The sequence below is a fragment of the Mesorhizobium sp. M0491 genome (assembly GCF_040321265.1).
GTDB lineage: Bacteria > Pseudomonadota > Alphaproteobacteria > Rhizobiales > Rhizobiaceae > Mesorhizobium.
Map to the genome: position 1 here is coordinate 65692 of NZ_JAMYRE010000022.1, position 20196 is coordinate 85887.

General features: G+C 63.5%; 21 protein-coding genes and 1 pseudogene. 5 read left to right on the plus strand and 17 right to left on the minus strand.

Annotated elements, in window-relative coordinates:
* Positions 1–97: 97 nt before the first annotated feature.
* The gene (locus tag NKI69_RS25395; protein ID WP_023813735.1) at positions 98–2320 is read left to right on the plus strand and encodes an AMP-binding protein; all 2223 of its coding nucleotides are present in this window, start codon (positions 98–100) and stop codon (positions 2318–2320) included.
* 27 nt (positions 2321–2347) lie between these two features.
* On the opposite strand, the gene NKI69_RS25400 is transcribed toward NKI69_RS25395, so the two are convergent.
* The 6 genes from NKI69_RS25400 to NKI69_RS25425 all read right to left on the minus strand — a co-directional run bounded on the left by NKI69_RS25400 (position 2348) and on the right by NKI69_RS25425 (position 7909).
* Positions 2348–3166 (minus strand): CDP-alcohol phosphatidyltransferase family protein, encoded by an 819-nt coding sequence (locus tag NKI69_RS25400; RefSeq protein ID WP_013532542.1) that lies wholly within the window; start codon positions 3164–3166, stop codon positions 2348–2350.
* 3 nt (positions 3167–3169) lie between these two features.
* Positions 3170–3868 carry a phosphatidylserine decarboxylase gene (locus tag NKI69_RS25405; RefSeq protein WP_023813734.1) on the minus strand — a complete coding sequence of 233 codons (699 nt, stop codon included), beginning with the start codon at positions 3866–3868 and terminating at the stop codon, positions 3170–3172.
* 283 nt (positions 3869–4151) lie between these two features.
* Positions 4152–4499, minus strand: a complete 348-nt coding sequence (locus NKI69_RS25410; RefSeq protein ID WP_023813733.1) for an antibiotic biosynthesis monooxygenase family protein — start codon at positions 4497–4499, stop codon at positions 4152–4154.
* Positions 4500–4619: 120 nt separating this feature from the next.
* Positions 4620–6500: an ABCB family ABC transporter ATP-binding protein/permease gene (locus NKI69_RS25415; protein ID WP_352722771.1), complete on the minus strand. Its 1881-nt coding sequence runs from the start codon at positions 6498–6500 to the stop codon at positions 4620–4622.
* A 76-nt stretch (positions 6501–6576) separates the two neighbouring features.
* The gene (locus tag NKI69_RS25420) at positions 6577–6909 is read right to left on the minus strand and encodes an ArsR/SmtB family transcription factor (protein WP_031213736.1); all 333 of its coding nucleotides are present in this window, start codon (positions 6907–6909) and stop codon (positions 6577–6579) included.
* 67 nt (positions 6910–6976) lie between these two features.
* A complete protein-coding gene (locus NKI69_RS25425; protein WP_031213735.1) occupies positions 6977–7909 on the minus strand; it encodes a LysR family transcriptional regulator in 933 nt (310 codons plus the stop codon).
* A 95-nt stretch (positions 7910–8004) separates the two neighbouring features.
* Here NKI69_RS25425 and NKI69_RS25430 point away from each other — a divergent pair, with 95 nt between their 5' ends.
* Positions 8005–8799: an NAD(P)H-dependent oxidoreductase gene (locus NKI69_RS25430; protein WP_023813729.1), complete on the plus strand. Its 795-nt coding sequence runs from the start codon at positions 8005–8007 to the stop codon at positions 8797–8799.
* A 24-nt stretch (positions 8800–8823) separates the two neighbouring features.
* Here the strand turns inward: NKI69_RS25430 and NKI69_RS25435 are convergent, their stop codons facing one another.
* A complete protein-coding gene (locus tag NKI69_RS25435; RefSeq protein WP_352722772.1) occupies positions 8824–10308 on the minus strand; it encodes a LysM peptidoglycan-binding domain-containing protein in 1485 nt (494 codons plus the stop codon).
* A gap of 143 nt (positions 10309–10451) precedes the next feature.
* Between NKI69_RS25435 and NKI69_RS25440 the strand changes: the two genes are divergently transcribed.
* Positions 10452–11063, plus strand: coding sequence for an LOG family protein (locus tag NKI69_RS25440; RefSeq protein WP_023812907.1), 612 nt, complete (start codon positions 10452–10454; stop codon positions 11061–11063).
* 137 nt (positions 11064–11200) lie between these two features.
* Here the strand turns inward: NKI69_RS25440 and NKI69_RS25445 are convergent, their stop codons facing one another.
* Entirely contained in the window at positions 11201–11851 is a 651-nt protein-coding gene (locus NKI69_RS25445; RefSeq protein WP_502900199.1) for a LysR family substrate-binding domain-containing protein, read from the minus strand.
* Positions 11852–11961: 110 nt separating this feature from the next.
* Positions 11962–12087 (minus strand): annotated as a pseudogene (locus NKI69_RS33580) (LysR family transcriptional regulator); the annotation flags it as partial.
* A gap of 108 nt (positions 12088–12195) precedes the next feature.
* On the opposite strand from NKI69_RS33580, the gene NKI69_RS25450 reads away from it, so the two are divergent.
* Positions 12196–12486 carry a muconolactone Delta-isomerase family protein gene (locus NKI69_RS25450; RefSeq protein WP_128303053.1) on the plus strand — a complete coding sequence of 97 codons (291 nt, stop codon included), beginning with the start codon at positions 12196–12198 and terminating at the stop codon, positions 12484–12486.
* Between the two features lie 179 nt (positions 12487–12665).
* Positions 12666–13664 carry a transporter gene (locus NKI69_RS25455; protein ID WP_023812904.1) on the plus strand — a complete coding sequence of 333 codons (999 nt, stop codon included), beginning with the start codon at positions 12666–12668 and terminating at the stop codon, positions 13662–13664.
* 16 nt (positions 13665–13680) lie between these two features.
* Here the strand turns inward: NKI69_RS25455 and NKI69_RS25460 are convergent, their stop codons facing one another.
* The 8 genes from NKI69_RS25460 to NKI69_RS25495 form a co-directional block, all read right to left on the minus strand.
* Entirely contained in the window at positions 13681–14367 is a 687-nt protein-coding gene (locus tag NKI69_RS25460) for a glutathione S-transferase family protein (RefSeq protein WP_023812903.1), read from the minus strand.
* 9 nt (positions 14368–14376) lie between these two features.
* Positions 14377–15303, minus strand: a complete 927-nt coding sequence (gene rarD, locus NKI69_RS25465; RefSeq protein ID WP_352722773.1) for an EamA family transporter RarD — start codon at positions 15301–15303, stop codon at positions 14377–14379.
* An 83-nt stretch (positions 15304–15386) separates the two neighbouring features.
* On the minus strand, positions 15387–17003 hold the full coding sequence (cimA, locus tag NKI69_RS25470) for a citramalate synthase (protein WP_352722774.1): 1617 nt from the start codon (positions 17001–17003) through the stop codon (positions 15387–15389).
* Between the two features lie 197 nt (positions 17004–17200).
* The gene (pip, locus tag NKI69_RS25475; protein ID WP_352677462.1) at positions 17201–18160 is read right to left on the minus strand and encodes a prolyl aminopeptidase; all 960 of its coding nucleotides are present in this window, start codon (positions 18158–18160) and stop codon (positions 17201–17203) included.
* Positions 18157–18633, minus strand: a complete 477-nt coding sequence (locus NKI69_RS25480) for a GFA family protein (RefSeq protein WP_109662751.1) — start codon at positions 18631–18633, stop codon at positions 18157–18159. Before NKI69_RS25480 ends, pip begins: the two co-directional genes overlap by 4 nt.
* The gene (locus NKI69_RS25485) at positions 18630–19121 is read right to left on the minus strand and encodes a GFA family protein (RefSeq protein ID WP_352677461.1); all 492 of its coding nucleotides are present in this window, start codon (positions 19119–19121) and stop codon (positions 18630–18632) included. The genes NKI69_RS25480 and NKI69_RS25485 overlap by 4 nt, the downstream gene beginning before the upstream one ends.
* A gap of 6 nt (positions 19122–19127) precedes the next feature.
* Positions 19128–19514, minus strand: coding sequence for a VOC family protein (locus NKI69_RS25490; protein ID WP_023812897.1), 387 nt, complete (start codon positions 19512–19514; stop codon positions 19128–19130).
* Positions 19511–19918 carry an endonuclease domain-containing protein gene (locus NKI69_RS25495; RefSeq protein ID WP_352722775.1) on the minus strand — a complete coding sequence of 136 codons (408 nt, stop codon included), beginning with the start codon at positions 19916–19918 and terminating at the stop codon, positions 19511–19513. The genes NKI69_RS25490 and NKI69_RS25495 overlap by 4 nt, the downstream gene beginning before the upstream one ends.
* Positions 19919–20196 lie beyond the last annotated feature (278 nt).

Consider the following 20196-nt stretch of genomic DNA (forward strand, 5'->3'; position numbering starts at 1 on the left):
AAAAGCTCCGCATTGACCTTGCTCCCACATCGTCTAGGTTCTGGCCGACACGGCCGCAAAGAGCCGAGATGCTAAAAAACGTTGGGAGAGACGCGGCATGATCCTGACACTGGCGCTGCTTGCGGGTCTTGTTCTGGCCTGGCTGCTGATCGGCGTGGCGGAAAAATTCCGCCTCGGCCTGCGCTTCACCCAGGCGCTGCTCTATGTGCCGTTCAAGCTCGCCTACCGGATCGGAGACAGCCGCATCCGGGTCGCCCGCAAGGCGCAGGCTCCAGTCATCTACGTCATCTCGCATCAATCGCGCTTCGAGCCGGCGCTGATGCTGTCGCTGCTGCCGGAAGACACGCTGCATATTCTCGATGAGGTCTCGGCGCGCTCGCCGTGGCTCGAACCTTGGCGCGAGCTTGGCCGTACCATCGCCTTCAACGCCGAACATGTCTTCGTCAGCCGCCGGCTGGTGCGCGTGCTCAAAGGCAAGGGCCGGCTCGCCGTCTATCTGCCGGATGCGGTCGAGCCCGACGTCAAGACGTTTCGGTTGTTTCGTGCCGTCACCCGCATCGCCATGCAGGCCGATGCCAAAATCGTGCCGATCTTCGTCGGCGGCGCGCGCAGCCTGCCGGTGTCGCTGACGCCCGCGGACAAGGCGCCACGACACTGGTTTCCGCAGCTGTCGATCAGCGTGCTGGAGCCGATGACCATCGCCGAACTGGTGGCGCGCAACCCCGAGCAGGCCTCGAACACCAACGCGCTGTTCGACCGTGTCGCCGAGGCGCGGCTCTTCGGCACCAACCTCGATCGTGGCCTTTTCCTGGCCATGCGCGATGCCGCCGACCGCGTCGGCGCTTCGCACACGATCATAGAAGACGTCATCTCGGGTGCGTTGAGCTACCGCAAGATGTTCATCGGCGCCCGCGTCCTGGGCAGGCGCTTCGAGGCCGTCACGGCGCCGGGCGAAGCGGTCGGTGTGATGCTGCCCAACGCCAATGGCGTCGTGCTGTCGCTCACCGGCCTTCTGTCGGCCGGCCGGGTGGCGGCGATGATCAACTATACGGCCGGGCCGGCGAGCGTCACCGCGGCCGTGCGCACGGCGGTGATAAGGACCGTGATTTCGTCCCGCGCGTTCGTCGAGAAGGCCGACCTTGCCGATATCGTCGCGGCGATCGAAAAGGGCGGCGCCAGGCTTCTCTGGCTCGAGGATGTGCGGGCCAGCGTCACCGCGCTGGACAAGCTTGCCGCCGCCTTGCTGTGGCGCTGGCCACTGCAGCGGCAGGATGCGGCCAAGCCGGCCGTGATCCTGTTTACCTCGGGCTCGGAAGGCACGCCGAAGGCGGTCGTGCTGTCGCACAAGAACCTTTACGCCAACGCCATGCAGGCCGAGGCGCGGATCACCATCTCGCCTGCCGACATCCTGCTCAACGTGCTGCCGGTGTTCCACTCCTTCGGCCTAACGGGCGGCACCATCCTACCGCTGGTCACCGGGGTAAAGCTGTTCCTCTACCCCTCGCCGCTGCACTACAAGATCATCCCCGAGGTTGCGCGCAAGGTAAAACCGACCATCATGTTCGGCACCGACACATTCCTCGCCAACTATGCGCGCACCGCCAAGGACGGCGATTTTTCCAGCCTGCGCTTCGTCGTCGCCGGCGCCGAGGCGGTGAAGCCGGAAACCCGCCGCGTCTATCGCGAGCGCTTCCAGGCCGAGATCATCGAAGGGTTCGGGCTGACCGAGGCGGCACCGGTGGTTGCCGTCAACACGGCAATCCATGGCCGCGATGGCACGGTCGGCCGGCTGCTGCCGGCCATGCGCATGAAGCTGGAGCCGGTCGAGGGCATCTCCGACGCCGGCCAATTGTGGCTCGACGGACCGAATCTGATGATGGGCTACATGACGTCGGACCGCCCCGGCGAGCTGCAGCCGCTGACCGGCTGGCACGACACCGGCGACATCGTTGCCGTCGACCGCGAAGGCTTCATCACCATTCGCGGACGCGCCAAGCGCTTCGCCAAGATCGCCGGCGAGATGGTGTCGCTGGGTGCGGTGGAGATGCTGGTGCAGTCGCTGTGGCCGGAAGAGCACCACGCGGCTGTGGCCGTGCCTGACAAGAGGCGCGGCGAGCGCATCGTGCTGGTCACCACCGCCGACGACGCCAACCCCGACGACTTGCGCAGGTTCGGCAAACAGGCCGGTGCCGCCGAACTGATGGTGCCCAACGACATCGTCAAGGTGGAGGAAATCCCGGTGCTGGGTTCCGGCAAGACTGATTATGTGTCGACGAGGAAACTGGCGATCGACAGGCTGGGGCTCGGCGTCGCGGCCTGAGTCAGATCAAGCACTTCCGCCGACCTTCTAACCTATATCCGAAGGCGGCACCTTCTCGCCCTCCAGCTTGGCGCGCTTCGAATAGGCGCGCACGCTGAACGGTAGGAAGATCAGGTAGCCGGCAACCGAAGCGGTCAGCGTGTACCAGGGGTAGGTCATCAGCAGGAGTACGTAGAGCACGACACCCAGGATGATCGGCAACACCCTGTCGCCCGGGATTTTCAGGCTCTTGCCGGAATAGACAGGCAGCCGGCTGACCAGCAGGAAAGCGACCAGGATGGTGAAGCCGGTGGCGACGAAGGCTGCTGGACGACTGGGCTCCAGACCTGTGCGCAGGAAATAGAGATAAAGCGGCAGCATCACCAGCACGGCGCCAGCCGGCGCCGGCACGCCGACGAAATATTCGGACTGCCATATGGGGCGATCCGCCTTCTCGTCATCGAGCACGTTGAAACGGGCGAGGCGTAGCCCGCAGGCGATGGCGAACAGCAGTGCCGCGATCCAGCCCGGCGAACCGGCGCGGTCGAGCAGGAAGGCATAGAGCACCAGAGCCGGCGCCACGCCGAAATTGACGATGTCGGCCAGCGAATCCATCTGCGCGCCGAATTTGGAGGTCGCCTTCAACATCCGCGCCAAGCGGCCGTCGATGCCGTCGAGGAAGGCTGCAAGCAGCACCATCACCACCGCCGGCTCGAAGCGGCCTTCGAAGCCGAAGCGGATGCCGGACAGGCCGGCGCAAATGGCGAGCACGGTGACCAGATTGGGCAGCACCATGCGCATCGGGATTTCGCGGATGCGCGGACCGCCGCTGGCATGAGCCTCGAACTTTTTGTATTGCGTGCCCACCGGTCAGGAAACCCGAACAAGAGGCGTGCCGGCAACACCGCCGAATTCGGCCAGCACGGTTTCGCCGCCAACCGCCGTCTGGCCGACGGCAACGCGCGGCGTCGCGGTCAGGGGCAGGAACACATCGACACGCGAGCCGAAGCGGATCAGGCCGAAACGCTCGCCAGTGCCGATCGAGCCGCCGGCCTGGGCCCAGCAGACGATGCGGCGCGCCACCAGGCCGGCGATCTGGACGGCCGCGACCGTGCCATTGGGGCTCTCGATGACCAGGCCGTTGCGCTCGTTCTCGGTGCTGGCCTTGTCGAGTTCGGCATTGAGGAATTTGCCCGGCCGGTGCTCGATTTTCGCAATACGGCCGCGCACCGGGGCGCGATTCACATGGCAGGAAAAGACGTTCATGAACACCGAGATGCGGGTCATCTCGGCATTGCCGAGGCCGAGTTCGCGCGGTGGCACGGCGGGTCCGACCGCCGAGATGATGCCGTCGGCCGGGCTGACCACCAGGCGGTCGTCGACCGGCGTGACGCGCTCGGGATCGCGAAAGAAATAGACGCACCAGGCCGTCAGTATCAGACCGATCCAGAACAGGATCGAGGAGAAATAACCGAGGAAAAGCGTCGCCGCGCCAAAGGCTGCGATGAAGGGATAGCCCTCGCGATGGATCGGTACGAACGCGTTCTTGACCGTATCGACAAGGCTCATCGGTAATAAACAGGCTCCGTTTCAAGTCCGGCCTCAATAGCCGAAAGCCCCCCTCGCCGCAACGCAACAATAGGGAAGGCCGTATTGGGTGCGCCGGCAGGGGTCGCGATCCGCTTGCTAGGTCGGTGTCGTTGTCGGCAGAATTCGGGACACCGACGGTTCAAGGCGCCGGAAAAGGTTGCCCGTCCATGATCCCAAATCCGAAGGCTTCTGAAGCCCGCACCGGCCAGGTGCTCAGCGTCGAAGCGCCGGCACCTGGCATCGGCTGGCGGTAGCAGCCTTGCTACAGCCCGGGAACCCTCTGATAGTTGGCGATGTCGGCGCGAACGCCGAGCCGGGCGATCGTCTCCTGCGGGTTGAAGGCGATGCGCTCGTGCGCGGCCTTAACGATCGGCACGACGTTGTCGACGGCCGCCTGGCTCTCCCATTCGACGATGGTGACGAGGTTGAATTCGCCTGGGCCCGAGAATTGCTCGAGCAGGAAATCCTGCACAAAGCCTTGTTGCAGGCGCAGCAATTCATGCGTCGTCCGGACCTTGGCGAGTATCTCCTTGCGAGCGGCGGCCGGGACGACGAATTTGTCCACCCTGAACACGCTGCCCCCGTCAACAGTCTGATTTGTCTCGCTCATTCGATTGCTCCGTTTTTTAAACACGCTAGTTGGCGGGCTCCAAGAACGGCCTACGATCTCAACTTAAGTTGAGGTCAAGCGGAAATTTTCTCTTTTCCCCTCGTTGGAGAAGGAACGGTGTCAATTCACCTCCGACGTTCGTCGACGAACGACAACGCCAAGCTCGTCGCCCTCGCGGGCGATGCGTAGGCGCTCCTCGGCCTCGGTCGCCTCGCGCTGGCGGTCCCACATCGAGGCGTAGAGGCCATGCTTGCGCATCAGCTCGGCATGGGTGCCGCGCTCGGCGATCTGGCCGTCCTGCAGCACGATGATCTCATCAGCGGTAATCACCGTCGACAGGCGGTGGGCGATGACGATGGTGGTGCGGCCACGGCTGACCAGATCGAGCGCGGCCTGGATTTCCTGTTCGGTGTGGCTGTCGAGCGCCGAGGTCGCTTCGTCGAGCATCAGGATCGGCGGCGCCTTCAGGATGGTGCGGGCGATCGCCACGCGCTGCTTCTCGCCGCCCGAAAGTTTTAGCCCGCGTTCGCCGACCATCGACTTGTAACCGTCAGGCAATCGCTCGATGAACGGGCCGATCTGGGCGAGTTCGGCGGCCTTCTGCATATCCTCCTCGCTGGCGCCGATGCGGCCATAGCGGATGTTGTAGGCGATGGTGTCGTTGAACAGTACGGTGTCCTGCGGCACCATGCCGATCGCTCCGCGCAGGCTCTCCTGCGTCACGTCCCTGATATCCTGGCCGTCGATCAGCACCTGGCCGGACTGGACGTCGTAGAAGCGGAACAGAAGCCGCGAGATGGTCGACTTGCCGGCGCCCGAGGGCCCGACAATGGCCACGGTCTTGCCGGCCGGCACCTCGAAGCTGATGCCCTTCAGGATCTTGCGGTTGGGGTCATAGGAAAAATGCACGTCGCGGAACTCGACCTTGCCGGCGCTGACAGTAAGTGGCTTCGCGTCCGGCTTGTCGACGATCTCCTGCGGCACATCCAGAAGGTCGAACATCTGCTCGATGTCGGTCAGCCCCTGGCGGATTTCGCGGTAGATGAAGCCGATGAAATTGAGCGGCACCGACAGCTGCATCAGCATGGCATTGATGAAGACGAAGTCGCCGACCGTCTGCGTGCCGGCCTGCACTTCCAGCGCCGACATGCACATGACGATGACGGTGCCGAGGCCAAAGATGATGCCTTGGCCGAAGTTCAGCCAGCCGAGCGAGGTCCAGATCCGGGTCGCTGCGACCTCGTAGCGTGCCATCGAGCGGTCGAAGCGCTCGGCTTCCATGCCCCCATTGTTGAAATATTTCACCGTCTCGTAATTGAGCAACGAGTCGATTGCCTTGGTGTTGGCATCGGTGTCGCTGTCGTTCATGTCGCGGCGGATCGAGATGCGCCAGTCGCTGGCGCGGACCGTGAACCAGACATAGACCCAGACGGTGACCGCGACGACGACTACGTATTTCCAGCCATAGGTGTAGGCGAAGATGCCGGTGGTCAGCGCGAATTCGAGGATGGTCGGCGCCGTGTTGAGCATGATGAAGCGCACGATCGTCTCGATACCCTTGGTGCCGCGCTCGATGATGCGCGACAGGCCGCCGGTGCGGCGCTCGAGATGGAAGCGCAGCGACAGTTGGTGCATGTGGACGAAGGTGCGGAAGGCGAGCTGGCGCACCGCGTATTGGCCGACACGGGCAAACAAGGCGTCGCGCAATTGATTGAAGCCAAGTTGCACCAGGCGCACGACATTGTAGGCAACGACCAGCATGACCGGCGCCAGCAGAAAACTCGGCAGCGGCGGCACCGATTTGGCGTCGCCGGCCAGCGCGTCGGTCGCCCATTTGAAAAAATAGGGACCGGCGACCAGCGTCAGCTTGGCGACGACCAACAGAAGCGTCGCCCATGTGACCCGGGCTCTCAGATCGGCGCGATCCGCCGGCCACATATAGGGCCACAAATTGAGCAGCGTCTTGAAGGTCGAGGAGTCGGAGACGGTTTTTTCGGCCATTTCTTGTGCCTTCTTCTTATGTCTTTTTGACCATGATCTCGTCCGAGAACCGGGCTCCACTTTTCGGGATCATGGTCTAGCGGCCGGAGCAGCAGGAATTGACGAGCGCGGCCACCGACGCGGAAACATCGGCAAGTGCGGCACGATCGACCTCGTAGCGCGAGCGCTGACGGTCGGGTTCGAACCGGACCAGCCCGGCTTCGACCAGTATCTTCAAATGTTGTGACACAGTGGACTGCGCCAGATCGAAACGGTCGACAACCTCGCGGCAGCAGCAGGAGTTGCTTGCGGACAGGTATTTCAGGATTTCGATCCGAGCCGGGTGCGAAAGTGCTGCCAGCCGGGTGGCAACGGCTCGGCTGTCCGGGGCGCAGCCAGGCATACCTATTTCAGCTAGGGATTCGCTCATCGTCCATCGGCGATAAACGATGGTCGACGCTGCTGCAAGCTACTCTTCTGGGCAGAGCAGATAGCGGCTAACGCTTTGGACTGGACTTCTCGATCCCCGGGATGCCGGCAATCCGCTCAGCCAGGAAGTCGACCATCAGGCGGACCCTTGCAACGCCCGCGCGCTCCGGGACGATCAGCATGTTCAAAGGGGCGGACGGCAGTGAATAATCATCCAGTATCGTCTCGAGCAGGCCCGCCGCCAAAAGATCGTCGACAAGCCATCGGTGAGCCGGTGCGACCCCTCGACCCGCGAGCAAAGCCTCGCGCGCGGCAAGCCCATGGTCGACACGCAGGCGCCCCGCGAAAGGCACCATATGGCGCTCGCCTCCGGCGCCCTGCAAGGCAAGAGTTTCACTCCCCGCCACGTTCGACATCCGGATACCCTCATGTCCAGACAGATCCGACGGGATAGCCGGTCTGCCTCGCTGCGCCAGATAATCCGGCGATGCCACGAGCAGGCGCCGTGACAGGCCGAGGGCCCGCAGCCTCAATGAGCTGTCGGTGAGCGGCCCCAACCGAAGCGCGATGTCGACACCTTCCCTGACGAGGTCGACACGCTCATCGCTGAGGCTGAGGTCAACGCCGATGTCGGGATATCGGTCCTGAAAGTCGAAGATGAGTCGGCTGGTGTGCAAGACCCCGAAAGCGGCAGTACAGGATATCCGGACGGTGCCGGCCGGCGCGCCACGTGCGCCCCGCGCTTCGTCGCCGGCCTGCTCGACAAGGCGCAGGATCTGGACGCTGTTGGCATAGTAGCGGCTGCCCTCGTCGGTCAGCGTGACCCGCCGGGTGGTCCTGCTGAGCAAAGGCGCACCCACTGCCTCTTCGAGTTCCTGCAGATGCCGCGTGACCGTCGATTGTCCGATACCCAGTTCACCGGCAACCAAGGACAGATTGCCCCGTTCCGCGACGCGAACGAAGGTGCGCATGCGTTCGAGGGTGATGTCCGATTTATCCACTATTCGGCACAATCTTATGCATTACGAATATATAGCGGATTGCGTCGATATTGCCTAGCTAAGGGACCAGTTTTTCAATCCCCGGAGTCCCCCGCATGAAAATCCTACTTGTCTTCGCACATCCCGAATCCCGCTCGCTCAACGGCGCGCTCCGCGACGTCGCCATCAGAGAACTCGAGGCACAAGGCCACGAAGTGCGGGTGACGGACCTCTACGCCCAGGGTTGGAAATCAGCGGTTGATCGGGCCGACTTTCCGGTTTTGGCGCCGGGCGCGCGGCTGATGCCTGCCGCAGCGTCAAAAAAGTCTTTCGAGGCCGACGCGCTGACAGAGGACGTCAAGGCCGAGATCGCAAAGCTGCTATGGGCGGATGCCCTGATTCTCCAATTTCCGCTCTGGTGGTTTGCCATGCCGGCGATCCTCAAGGGCTGGGTCGACAGGGTCTTTGCCTACGGCTTCGCTTACGGCGTGGGCGAACATAGCGACAAACGATGGGGCGACCGCTACGGCGAGGGAACCTTGATGGGCAAGCGCGCAATGTTGATCGTGACCGCCGGCGGCTGGGAGGAGCACTATGCCCCTCGCGGCGTCAACGGACCAATTGATGATCTGCTGTTCCCGATCAACCACGGGATCCTCTACTACCCGGGCTACGACGTCCTTCCGCCATTCGTCGTCTACAGCGTCGACCGCTTCGGTGAAGCCGACTTCGAACCCACCGCCGAGCGCCTGCGCGAGAGGATGAGAACGCTCGCGACCACGCAACCCATCCCCTATCGCCGGCAGAATGGCGGCGACTATTTGATTCCGAGCATGAAACTACGCCCCGACCTGGGGGATCCGAACATGATCGGATTCAAACTGCACCTGAGCGGCTCAGCACACCAGTAGATTTCGACCTGGACGGCCTTGGATCTAGTTGGTCTTGGCCGGCGCTGTCGTTGCCTGCTCGCCCATCGTCTTGAGGTCGGCTGCCTCGCCTTCCTTCGACTTTTCCGGGACCTTGAACACCTGCCCCGGCCAGATGCGGTCGGGATCACTGATCTGGTCCTGGTTGGCGAGGTAGATGGTCGAGAAGCGTACGCCATGGCCGTAGACGCGCCGCGAGATCCGCCACAGCGTATCGTTGCGGCGGATGATGACGGCGCCGTCGGCATGTTCGAGCTTGGGCGCCACGGTCTCGGGCACATCGCTTGGCGGCGTCGCCTCCGCCACAACGGCCGGAGCCTCGGTGGCGGGAGCAGGCGTCGTGGCCGGGGCCGTCCCGGCCGCGGCCGGCGCCTCGGCGGCGGCAGGTGCGGCCGGCTTGGGCTGAACGGGCTTCGGCGCCGAGGGTGCCACGGCGGCGACCGCTTCGCCGGGCTCGCGCTCGAACGGCACGGCTGCGCGGGCCACAACTGTCACACCGTCGGTATCGAGGCCGTCGACACGAATTGTGTAGCTGCCGACCGGAATGTCGCGCGTCGCCTCGACCAGGAAATGACCGTCCGTCGAAGTTTGCGCATCACCGAGCAGGATATCGTTGGCATAGGCGCGCACCTTGCGGCCGGCATCGGCGAGACCGGCGACAAAGATCTTGCTGCCGTCGATCTCGACCGCCTCGACGACGATCTTGGGCTCGGTCACGCCTGCAGCGGGCGGCGTCGCCGGCGCTGCAGGAGCCGGTGCTGCTTCTACCACGGCAGGAGCCGGTGCTGCTTCTACGACGGCTGGTGCCGGGGCGGCTGGTGCCGGAGCAGTTGCGGGCGCTTCGGCTGCGGGAGCAGCCGGCGCGGCGGCCGGAGCAGCCGGCTTTGTTTCGGGCGCCGGAACGGTGAGCAGTTCGGCCGGTTTGCCCGGCTCCTCGACCATTGCCAGCACCTGGCCGGCGGCATCCTTGGGAACCGAAACGACAGCGGTCTGCACCGAAGGGGTGACGACATCGCCCGTGGTCGCGCGCAGTGCGATTGTATAGTCGCCGGGCTTCAGCGGATCGTCCAGCACGATGACAAATGCGCCATCGGGACCGGCAACCGTCGAGCCAAGCACGGTCGTGCCGTTGAGGATCTCGACCCTTGCGTTGGGCGCTGCATTGCCGGCAACGACGATCGAGCCATTGCCCTCGACGCGCACGACGTCAAAGGACGGTGCGACGGGACCGGCCGCAGCCGGCGCCGCCGCGGCCGGTGCCGTTGCCTGGGGCACCGCGGCGGGCGCCGCGGGGACCTCCGCGGCGGGCAGCCGCGCTTCGGTGCCGGGATCGGCCGATTTTGGCGCTGCGGGCGACGTCTGCGCCGCCACTTGCGCCGGCGGCGTGGGATTGAGATACGGGTCGAGTGCGCCCGATACATAGGCGGTTCCCGCGGCAGCAACGGTCCCACCCGCCGCGAACAGGAACGCCTTCAGTGGATTAATTGCCATATTTCCCTACCCCTTAGCCACCTAACGCCGGTCTAGCTTGTTTTGCCAATGCCGACAAGAAAAACGGGCCGACAAGAAAAAGCCCGGGCTTGTTGACCCTTGGGGCTTGACCACGCTTTCAGACCCAATCACCAATCATCGGCATGAACACGATTCGATCCGTCTGCGTCTATTGCGGCTCGTCTCCGGGCCGTGATGAAATCTATATCAAGGCCGGAAACCTGCTCGGACGCTCGATTGCCAAAGCAGGAATGCGGCTGGTCTATGGCGGCGGCACCAAAGGCATCATGGGCGCTGTCGCCGAAGGCGCTTTGCGCGCCGGCGGCAAGGTGACGGGCATCATTCCGCGCTTCCTGATCAACAGGGAGGCAACCGAAACCGCGCTTGACCGGCTCGACGAGTTGCTGATCACCGACAACATGCACGAGCGCAAACACAAGATGTTCGAGAAATCCGACGCCTTTGTGGCGCTGCCGGGGGGCATCGGCACGGTCGAGGAGATCGTCGAGGTGATGACCTGGGCGCAGCTTGGCCATCATCGCAAACCGATCGTCTTCGGCAATGTCGGAGGATTCTGGGATCCGATGCTGACGCTGCTCGATCACATGGCCGCTGAGGGCTTCATCCACACCGCGCAACGGGTCAAGCCGCTGGTTGTCGACGACCCCGAAGCGATCGTCGCCGCCATCATGGTGGCTGGATCCTCCGTAGACGCCCCGACCGAGGGCGTGCAGTCGGTGATAGACAAGATGTAGGGGAATACGGGAGTAAGGCAGTAGGGGAATATGTGAAGTGCCTGGGAACGGCGCCCCCTATTCCCCTATTCCCCTATTCCCCTATTCCCCTATTCCCCTATTCCCCTATTCCCCTATTCCCCTATTCCCCTATTCCCCTATTCCTCAGCTGCCTGCCGCAAATCGGCAATCACCGCCCGTCGGTCATGACGCCGCCAGGCGAGATAGATGGAGACCGTGCGGTCGAACCACGGCAGGTCGCGAAATACGATCCGCGGCGGCGCAGCGACACGCAGGCTGGCTTGCACCGTCGCAAGGCCGAGACCGGCGCTGACAAGGCCGAGCGAGGTCAGCGGGTCCGCCGTCTCATAGGCGATGTCGGGCAGAAAGCCGGCCTTGGCGCAGGCGGCAAGGAACTGGCCGCGATTGGTGTCGTCCGGCTGGCGCACGACGGTGATCCAGGTGCGACCGTCAAGGTGGTCGGGCCCAATCTCTGGCACTTCAGCAAGCGGATCATCTTCGGGGATCGCCAGCACCAGCGGCTCATGCCGCAGCGCTATCGCGGCGACATCCGGGTCATCATCGGCTGGCGGCGAGTAGACAAAGCCCAGATCCAGCGACCGCTGCCGTAGCCCTTCCAACTGCGCCGCCGAACGCAGGCTTCTCAGCTGCAGGTGGAAATCCGGCCGGTCGCGACGGAACTGGCGCAGCATCCCAGCGACAAGCCCGGCATGAACGGCGCCTTCGACATAGCCGATGGCGAGCCGGCCGACGGCGCCGCTGGCCAGGTTGCGGCCGAACTGCTCCAAACGTCGCGCATTGGACAGCAGCGCGCGGGCTTCGACGAGGAAGGCGCGGCCCTCGGCGTTGAGGTGGACCCGCTGCTTTTTGCCCGTTCGAACAAAGCGACGCCGAGTTGCTCCTCGAGCTGGATGATCTGCCGGCTGAGTGGCGACTGAGAAATATGCAGCATTTCGGCGGCGCGCCCGACATTGCCGGTTTCGGCGACGGTGACGAAATAGCGGAGCTGACGCAGATCGAACATTTTTCTCCGGGCTCCAGTCCCCCCAGGTCTCAACTTTAGCCTAACCAGTCTTGGACAGTCTGACCGGCGGGAGCGATAATTCGGCCATTCCAACCAAAGGAGACCGCCATGCAGTTCTTTGCCCTTCTCACCCGCAACACCGAAAAATTTGCCGATGCCGATTTCGCTCCGCTTCTACCCGGCGAAGCCGAACAGCGGCGCACGCTCTATGCCGAAGGCGCGGTACGCCAGATGTGGAACCGAGGCGACATCCCGGGCAGCGGCATGATGTTCGAGGCAGCCGATGATGCAGAGGTTCGCGCCCACCTCGCCACCTTGCCGTTGGTCAAGGCCGGCATGATGGACATTGCCGCAATCGTATCCCTAAAGCCCTACCCCGGCTTCGGCCCGAAGCACTGACAGGGACACAATCCGGGGGTGGCGAAGGCCGTCACCACCGGATTGACGTAGGTGATCGACAGACCGTGATCGGCTGTCAAGAAACCGTCACACGGAACCGGGTTCGCTCGTGCTAGAAATCAAGGCCAGGCAGCCGCCGTGCGGTGCCATCTTCGGAACATGCATCTGGCACCGCCCCCATGGATATCACTGTCGCCCCGGAAGGCACCGACCTGTCGCCCTACCTGCCCGACGAGCACGGATTGTTCTTCATCTATCACTTCACCGCTGAGGGCGTGCGAACCAGGGACGCCGCCGCCGCGCACTGGACATGGCGCAGCTACCAGCTTTCCGACATGCGCGCTCGCCATGAGATCGGCACCGATCAGGCTTTGCCGGCACCGGTGCGTGAAGCTTTCCTGTCCGCCAGCCATGGCTGCCACATCGACCTCGAGGACGACTGGCTCTATGGCGACCTGCCGGATCTGCGCCATGACTATTCGGCGGAAACGGGCGGACTTGGCCATTTCCGCTTCGCCCTCAACGACACCATGCTGGTCGGCGCCCGCAAGCAGCCGCTGCAGTCTGTCGATAACATCCGCAAGGCGATCGAGAACGGATCGCGCAAATTCCGCTCGCCGGCCGCGCTGATCGAGGCGGTCGTCGGCCAGTCGTTCGACGGCATGGTGGCCGAACTTGCGGCACTTGGCGACAGTCTCGACGGCATCGAGGATCGCATCGTCTGCGACGCATGGCACAATGAGCGGCAGGCGCTGGTCGACGCGCGCCGGCACCTGGTGGTGATCCACCGGCAGATGGCGACGCTGACCAATCTGTTTCGCCATCTCGACCATTCGCACCGCAACGACCTGCCGGATTCCATCAACGACATGGCGGCGCGGCTGTCGCATCGTGCGCAGACGCTGCACTATGACGGCGAGCAGTTGCAGGCCCGCGCCCGGCTTTTGCAAGACGAGCTGATGGCCAAGCTGACAACGCAGTCGAACCGGCTGCTGTACGTACTGTCGGTGATGACGGCGGTGCTGTTGCCGATGACCATCATCTCCGGCCTGTTCGGCATGAATGTCGGCGGCCTGCCGCTGGTCGACACGCCAATGGGCTTCTGGGTGGTGACGGCGGTAGCGATGGTAATCGCGGGAGCGACCTATCTCTTTGTCAGGCGGCTCGGACAGATGTAGCACCCGCCGGCGGCTATCACGCCGTGGCGCGAAGATCCTCGATGACTGTGCCGGCGGCGGCCACTTCCGCTTCGTGATCGGACTCGCGCCAGATTTCGGCAAGGCCAGCCGCATACCATTCGCGCATCGCCGGTAGAGCAAGCAATTGCGCCGGATAAGCCGCAGCCGCACCCTCGAAGGGGAGCCCATAGGACTGGGCGCGGAACGCCACCGGAGCAAAGAAAGCGTCGACGGCGGTGAAATGAGCGCCGGCCAGAAACGGCCCGCCGAAACGGGCAAGACCATCATTCCAGAGGTCACCGAGGCGGAAAAGGTCCTGCTTCAGCCCATCGGACATCGGGAACGGCTTTACCCGCACGCCGCAACTCATCGGGCATGCCCCGCGCAATGCGGTGAAGCTCGAATGCATCTCGGCGGCGGCCGAGCGTGCCCAGGCGCGCGCCTTGGCTTCGACGGGCCACACGCCATGGTGGCGTTCGGCCAGATATTCGACGATGGCCAGCGAATCCCAGACCGCCCAGCCGTCCTCGATCAGGCACGGCACCCGGCCGCTGGGCGAAAACGACCGGTAGAGTTCCCAGCTCGATGCGGTCGGGAATGGCGTCAGCCGCTCCTCGAATGGGATATCCAGCGCGCGCATCAACACCCAGGGCCGCAGCGACCATGAGGAATAGTTCTTGTTGGCGATATGCAGCAGGTACATCGAAACTCCTTACCGTGCGGGCTGCGGCGCGGCGCGGCGCGCTGTCGTCAACATCGACCAGGAATAGACCGCCAAGGCCGCCCAGATCAGCGCGAACGCAATCGCCTGGGTGGTGCCGAAAGGCTCGTCGAAGATCAGAACGGCGATCAGGAACACCATGGTCGGCGCGATATATTGCATGATGCCGATGGTTGACAGGCGCAGCAGCTTGGCGCCGAAGGCGAACAGCAGCAGCGGTATCGACGTGACTGGACCGCAGCCGATCAGCAGCGCCCTATCGGCACCGCTGCTGGATACGATGTGGTCCTGCCCGGTCGCGATGAGATAAACGATGTAGCCAAGTGCCGGCACCGACAGCAGAAGCACTTCGAGCAAAAATCCCTGGCTCGGTCCGATCGGCAGCGTCTTGCGGAAGAAGCCGTAGGCGGCGAAGGAAAAAGCCAACGCCAGCGACACCCAGGGCAGCTTGCCGCCCTCGATGGTCAGCACCGCGACCGCGACGGCCGCCAGCACCACCGCCGCGATCTGCAGCCGGTCGAGGCGCTCGCCAAGCAGCAGCGCGCCGACGACGACGCTGACCAGCGGGTTGATGTAGTAGCCGAGCGCGGTTTCGACGGTGCGGTCGACGGCGATCGCCCAGACATAGATGCCCCAGTTGACCGAGATCAGCGCCGCCGTCAGCGCGGCCATGGCGATGGTGCGCGGCGAACGCAGCGCCGCCTTGAAATCCGCCGTACGGCCGGCCCAAACCAGAACGGCGGCGGCAATCGGCACCGACCAGACGATGCGATGGGCAATGACCTCGGCGAGCGGCAGATGAGCGACCGCCTTCATGTAAAAAGGCAGCAGCCCCCATAGCAGATAGGCCCCCAGTGCCAGCAGGAAGCCGCGACGGGCCTTGGAATCCGCATCCAGGGTGATTGTTTCAGTGGCCATGGGCCAACGCTATGGCCCAGCCACCTTGGCAAGACCATCGCAAAGTTCTGATGGATCAATGGACTTTCGCTGATGGTTCAACCCTATTCGGCGGCCACCAGTCCGGCCATCTCGCGGTTCTTCATCAGCTTGTAGACGATGGAATCCATCAGCGCTTGGAACGAGGCGTCGATGATGTTTTCGGAAACGCCGACCGTCCACCAGCGCGCGCCGGTGCCGTCATGCGATTCGATCAGAACGCGGGTGATCGCCTCGGTGCCGCCATTGAGGATACGCACCTTGAAGTCGGCCAGTTCCATGTCGGCGATCTCGCTCTGGAACTTGCCAAGGTCCTTGCGCAGCGCGATGTCGAGTGCGTTGACCGGGCCATGCCCCTCGGCCACCGACATCTTCTCCTCGCCGTCGACCACCACCTTGACGATCGCTTCGGAGACCGTCTTCAGCTGGCCGTTGGCGTCGAAGCGGCGCTCGACCATGCAGCGGAACGAGGTGACGTTGAAGAACTCCGGCAGGCCGTGCAGCATCTTGCGTGCCAGGAGCTCGAAGCTGGCATCGGCGCCCTCATAGGCATAGCCCTCGGCCTCGCGCTCCTTGACCACTGATATCAGCGCGTCGAGCCGGTGATCGTCTTTCGGCACGTCGATGCCGCGCCGCCTCAACTCGGCGAGGAAATTGGCCTTGCCGCCCTGGTCCGAAACCATGACGCGGCGGCGGTTGCCGACCGTTTCCGGGGGCACATGCTCATAGGTCGCCGGCTCCTTGGCCAGCGCGGAGGCATGGATGCCCGCCTTGGTGGCGAAAGCAGAGGCCCCGACATAGGGCGCTTGCGCTTCCGGGGCGCGGTTCAGGAGTTCGTCGAAGGCGCGGGACAGGCGCGAAATGCCGGTCAGCGCCTCAGCCGAAATGCCCGTCTCGAAACGATCGGCGAAGGCCGGTTTCAACGCCAGCGTCGGCACGATCGAGATCAAATTGGCGTTGCCGCAGCGCTCGCCGATGCCGTTGAGCGTGCCCTGGATCTGGCGCACGCCGGCCTCGACAGCGGCGAGGGAATTCGCCACTGCCTGGCCGGTGTCGTCATGGGCATGGATGCCGAGATGATCGCCTGAAATACCTGATGAAATAACCTTCTCGACGATGGCGCGGACTTCCGAGGGTTGCGTGCCACCATTGGTGTCGCACAGCACCACCCAGCGCGCGCCGGCATCACAGGCGGTCCTGGCGCAGGCCAGCGCATAATCGGGATTGGCCTTGAAGCCGTCGAAAAAATGCTCGCAATCGACCAACGCCTCCTTGCCGGCGGCGATCGCCGCCTCGACGGAGGCCTTGATGGCGTCGAGGTTCTCCTCATTGGTGCAGCCGAGCGCGACACGGACATGGTAGTCCCAACTCTTGGCGACGAAGCAGATGGCATCCGACTTGGATTGCACGAGTGACGCAAGGCCGGGATCGTTGGACGCCGACACCCCTGCCCGCTTGGTCATGCCGAAGGCGACAAATTTGGCGTGCGCCGTGCGCTTCTCCTGGAAGAAGGCTGTGTCGGTCGGATTGGCGCCGGGATAGCCACCTTCGACATAATCGAGGCCGAAAGCGTCGAGCAGTTTCGCGATAGCGATCTTGTCTTCGATAGAGAAGTCGATGCCCGGCGTCTGCTGGCCATCGCGGAGGGTGGTGTCGAAGAGGAACAGTCTTTCCTTTTTCATGACAGCAAGGTGCTTGAGCACCCCCCTCTGGCCTGCCGGCCATCTCCCCCGCAAAGGGGGAGATCGGCAGCTTTGACGATAGCGCTGGTCCTGCAATGTCGGCGATTGGCGAAAGCGAAGGCGACATCCAATCTCCCCCCTTGCGGGGGAGATGTCCGGTAGGACAGAGGGGGGTGTGAAGGATCGCCGTGCATCGACTATATCTTCCCTGCAAACCGATCCGTCGCCCGGATCAGTTGATCCAAAATCCCCGGCTCCGAATAAGCATGACCGGCGCCCTCGATCAGATGGCAATCCGCCTTCGGCCACGCCTTGTGCAGCGACCAGGCATAGCGCGCCGGGCACGGCATGTCGTAGCGGCCGTGGACGATGGTGCCGGGAATATCGGCAAGCTTGTGCGCATCGCGCAGCAATTGTCCTTCTTCCAGCCAACCGGCATGGACGAAATAGTGGTTTTCGATGCGGGCGAAGGCGACAGCATAGTCGTCCTGCCCGAACGGTCCACTGGTTTCCGGCTCCGGCAACAGCGTGATCGTTTCGCCCTCCCACAGACTCCAGGCGCGGGCGGCTTCGATCTGCGCCTTGCGATCCGTGCCGACCAGCCGCTTGCGGTAGGCAGCCATCATGTCGCCGCGCTCGGCCTCCGGGATCGGCGCCAGAAAGCGCTCCCATTTGTCCGGGAACATTTCCGAGACGCCGAACTGATAGTACCATTCGAGTTCCGCACGTGTCAGCGTGTAGATGCCGCGTACCACCAACTCACTGACGCGTTCGGGGTGCGTTTCGGCATAGGCGAGCGCCAGCGTCGACCCCCAGGAGCCGCCGAACACCAGCCATTTGTCGAAGCCGGCCATTTCGCGCAGGCGTTCGATGTCGGCGACCAGGTGCCAGGTCGTATTGGCTTCGAGCGAGGCGTTGGGCGTCGATTTTCCGCAGCCGCGCTGGTCGAACAGAATGACATCGTAAAGCTTCGGGTCGAACAGCCGCCGGTGTTTTGGTGAAATGGTGCCGCCCGGTCCGCCATGCAGGAACACCGCCGGCTTGGCGCCTTTGGTGCCGGAACGCTCCCAGTAGACCTGATGGCCGTCGCTGACATCGAGCATGCCGGACTCGAAGGCCTCGATCTCGGGATAAAGCGTACGCAATTGACTGCTCATAGCTGCAAACCTTTGGTCGGCCAGTCCGCTGTTTCATGGTCTGGGTGCTGGAAGGAGATGATGGATTCCTGCCTGTTGTAATAATCAGGATCCTGGTGGACGGGCTGATCGAAGATCGTCTCCACCCATGGCAGCCGCGCGGCATAGTTGACCTGGATCTGCGGTGCCAGATCCGAACGGTCGTCGAAGGCACCGATGGCGATTTCCAGTCCGCCGGGCTGCCGATATGTCAGCGGCGTGCCGCAGCGCGCGCAGAAACCACGATCGATATTGACCGACGACTGGAAATAGCTCGGCTCTTCATGGGTCCATTCGACGCCGTCCCTGGGCACCGTGACCAGTGCACCGAAGAACGAGCCGAACTGCTTCTGGCACATCCGGCAATGGCAGATCGACGGACGGCCGAGCGCTCCATGAATGCGGAAACGCACGGCGCCACACTGGCAGCCGCCGGTTCTTACTGTCTCGGTCATGATCTTTCCTTTGGCGGCCATTGTTCGGTGTCGTGGTCCGGATGCTGATAGGAGACGAGATCCGCCAGATAAGAGGCCGACGACACGTCGGCCATCGTCTCCTCGCCCGGCAATCGCGGGATCGTATCGACATAAGGCAGCTTTGCCTCGACACCCCATTGGATCAGCGGCACGATCTCCGCCGGATTGTCGAACGCGCCGATGGCGAGGCCAACACCATCCGGCGCGGTGAAGGTCAGTGGCGTGCCACAATCAGGGCAGAAGCCGCGATCGACATGGTTGGACGAGCGGAAATATTTCGGCTCGCCGCGCGTCCAGTCGAGCCGGGCGCCACGCACCGAAACCAGCGGCGCATAGAACGAGCCGAACGCCTTCTGGCACATGCGGCAATGGCAGACCGAAGCGTCGCCGAGCGCGCCTTCAACGCGAAAGCGCACCGCGCCGCACTGGCAGCCGCCGGTGTAGATCGGCCGGTTGTCGAGGCTCATCTCGGCTCACTCCGGCGCATGGCAGACGGCTTCGACATTGTTGCCGTCGGGATCGAAGACGAAGGCGCCATAGTAGTTCGGGTGATAATGCCGGCGCAGGCCCGGCCCGCCATTGTCCTTGCCACCGGCAGCAAGTGCCGCTGCGTGGAAGGCATCGACCTCGGCGCGGCTGCGCGCCGTGAAGGCGACGTGCTGGTGATCCCTGGGCTTGTCCTTGGCCGAACTCAGCCAGAACACCGGCCGGTCACGCCCATAGCCGCCGACCTTGGCGCCGCCGGTGTATTCCAGCGGCACCATGTAGAGGAGCGCTGCACCAAGCGGCGCCATCGCCTTGTCATAGAACGCCTTCGAAGCATCGAAATCGGCAACGGTAATGCCAAGATGGTCGATCATGGAACGGACTCCTTTGCTGGTTCGATCCCCGGCACTTCGGCAGCGGCCAGGCCGGCCTCGATGACGATGTGCTGGCAGACATTGTCGATATCGCGAATGACGTCGTCGTTCCAGAAGCGCAGGATGGTCCAGCCACTGCTCTTAAAATATGCGCTGCGTGTCTCGTCTTGTTGTAGATTTTCGCTATCCGCATGCTGGCTGCCGTCTACCTCGACGATGACACGATAGGCCGAGCAAGCAAAGTCAACGATATAAGGTCCGATCGGCACCTGCCGTCGAAAGCTCATCCCCATAAGCCGGTGAGCACGCAACTCATTCCAAAGTTCCAACTCCGCATCGGTCATGACCCGACGCATGGATTTTGCATTCCGGCGGTGTCGTTGCGGAACGAGATCGTGTCCCATCAAACACCCCTTCGCCGGTGATTAGCGAAATCGGCGACGAGGGCTGATCTCCCCCCTTGCGGGGGAGATGCCCGGCAGGGCAGAGGGGGGTGCTGTCCCGCCCGCTTATCAATTGGAGACCGCTGCCTTCTCAGGAAACGGTCGAAACGAGGGTAGGCAAACAGAAACGATGGCGTTCCTTCACCCCCCCCTCTGTCCTGCCGGACATCTCCCCCGCAAGGGGGGAGATCGGCTGTCACCAGCGCCTCCGCCAAACTTGTAAAGGTGTTTCGCGCCAC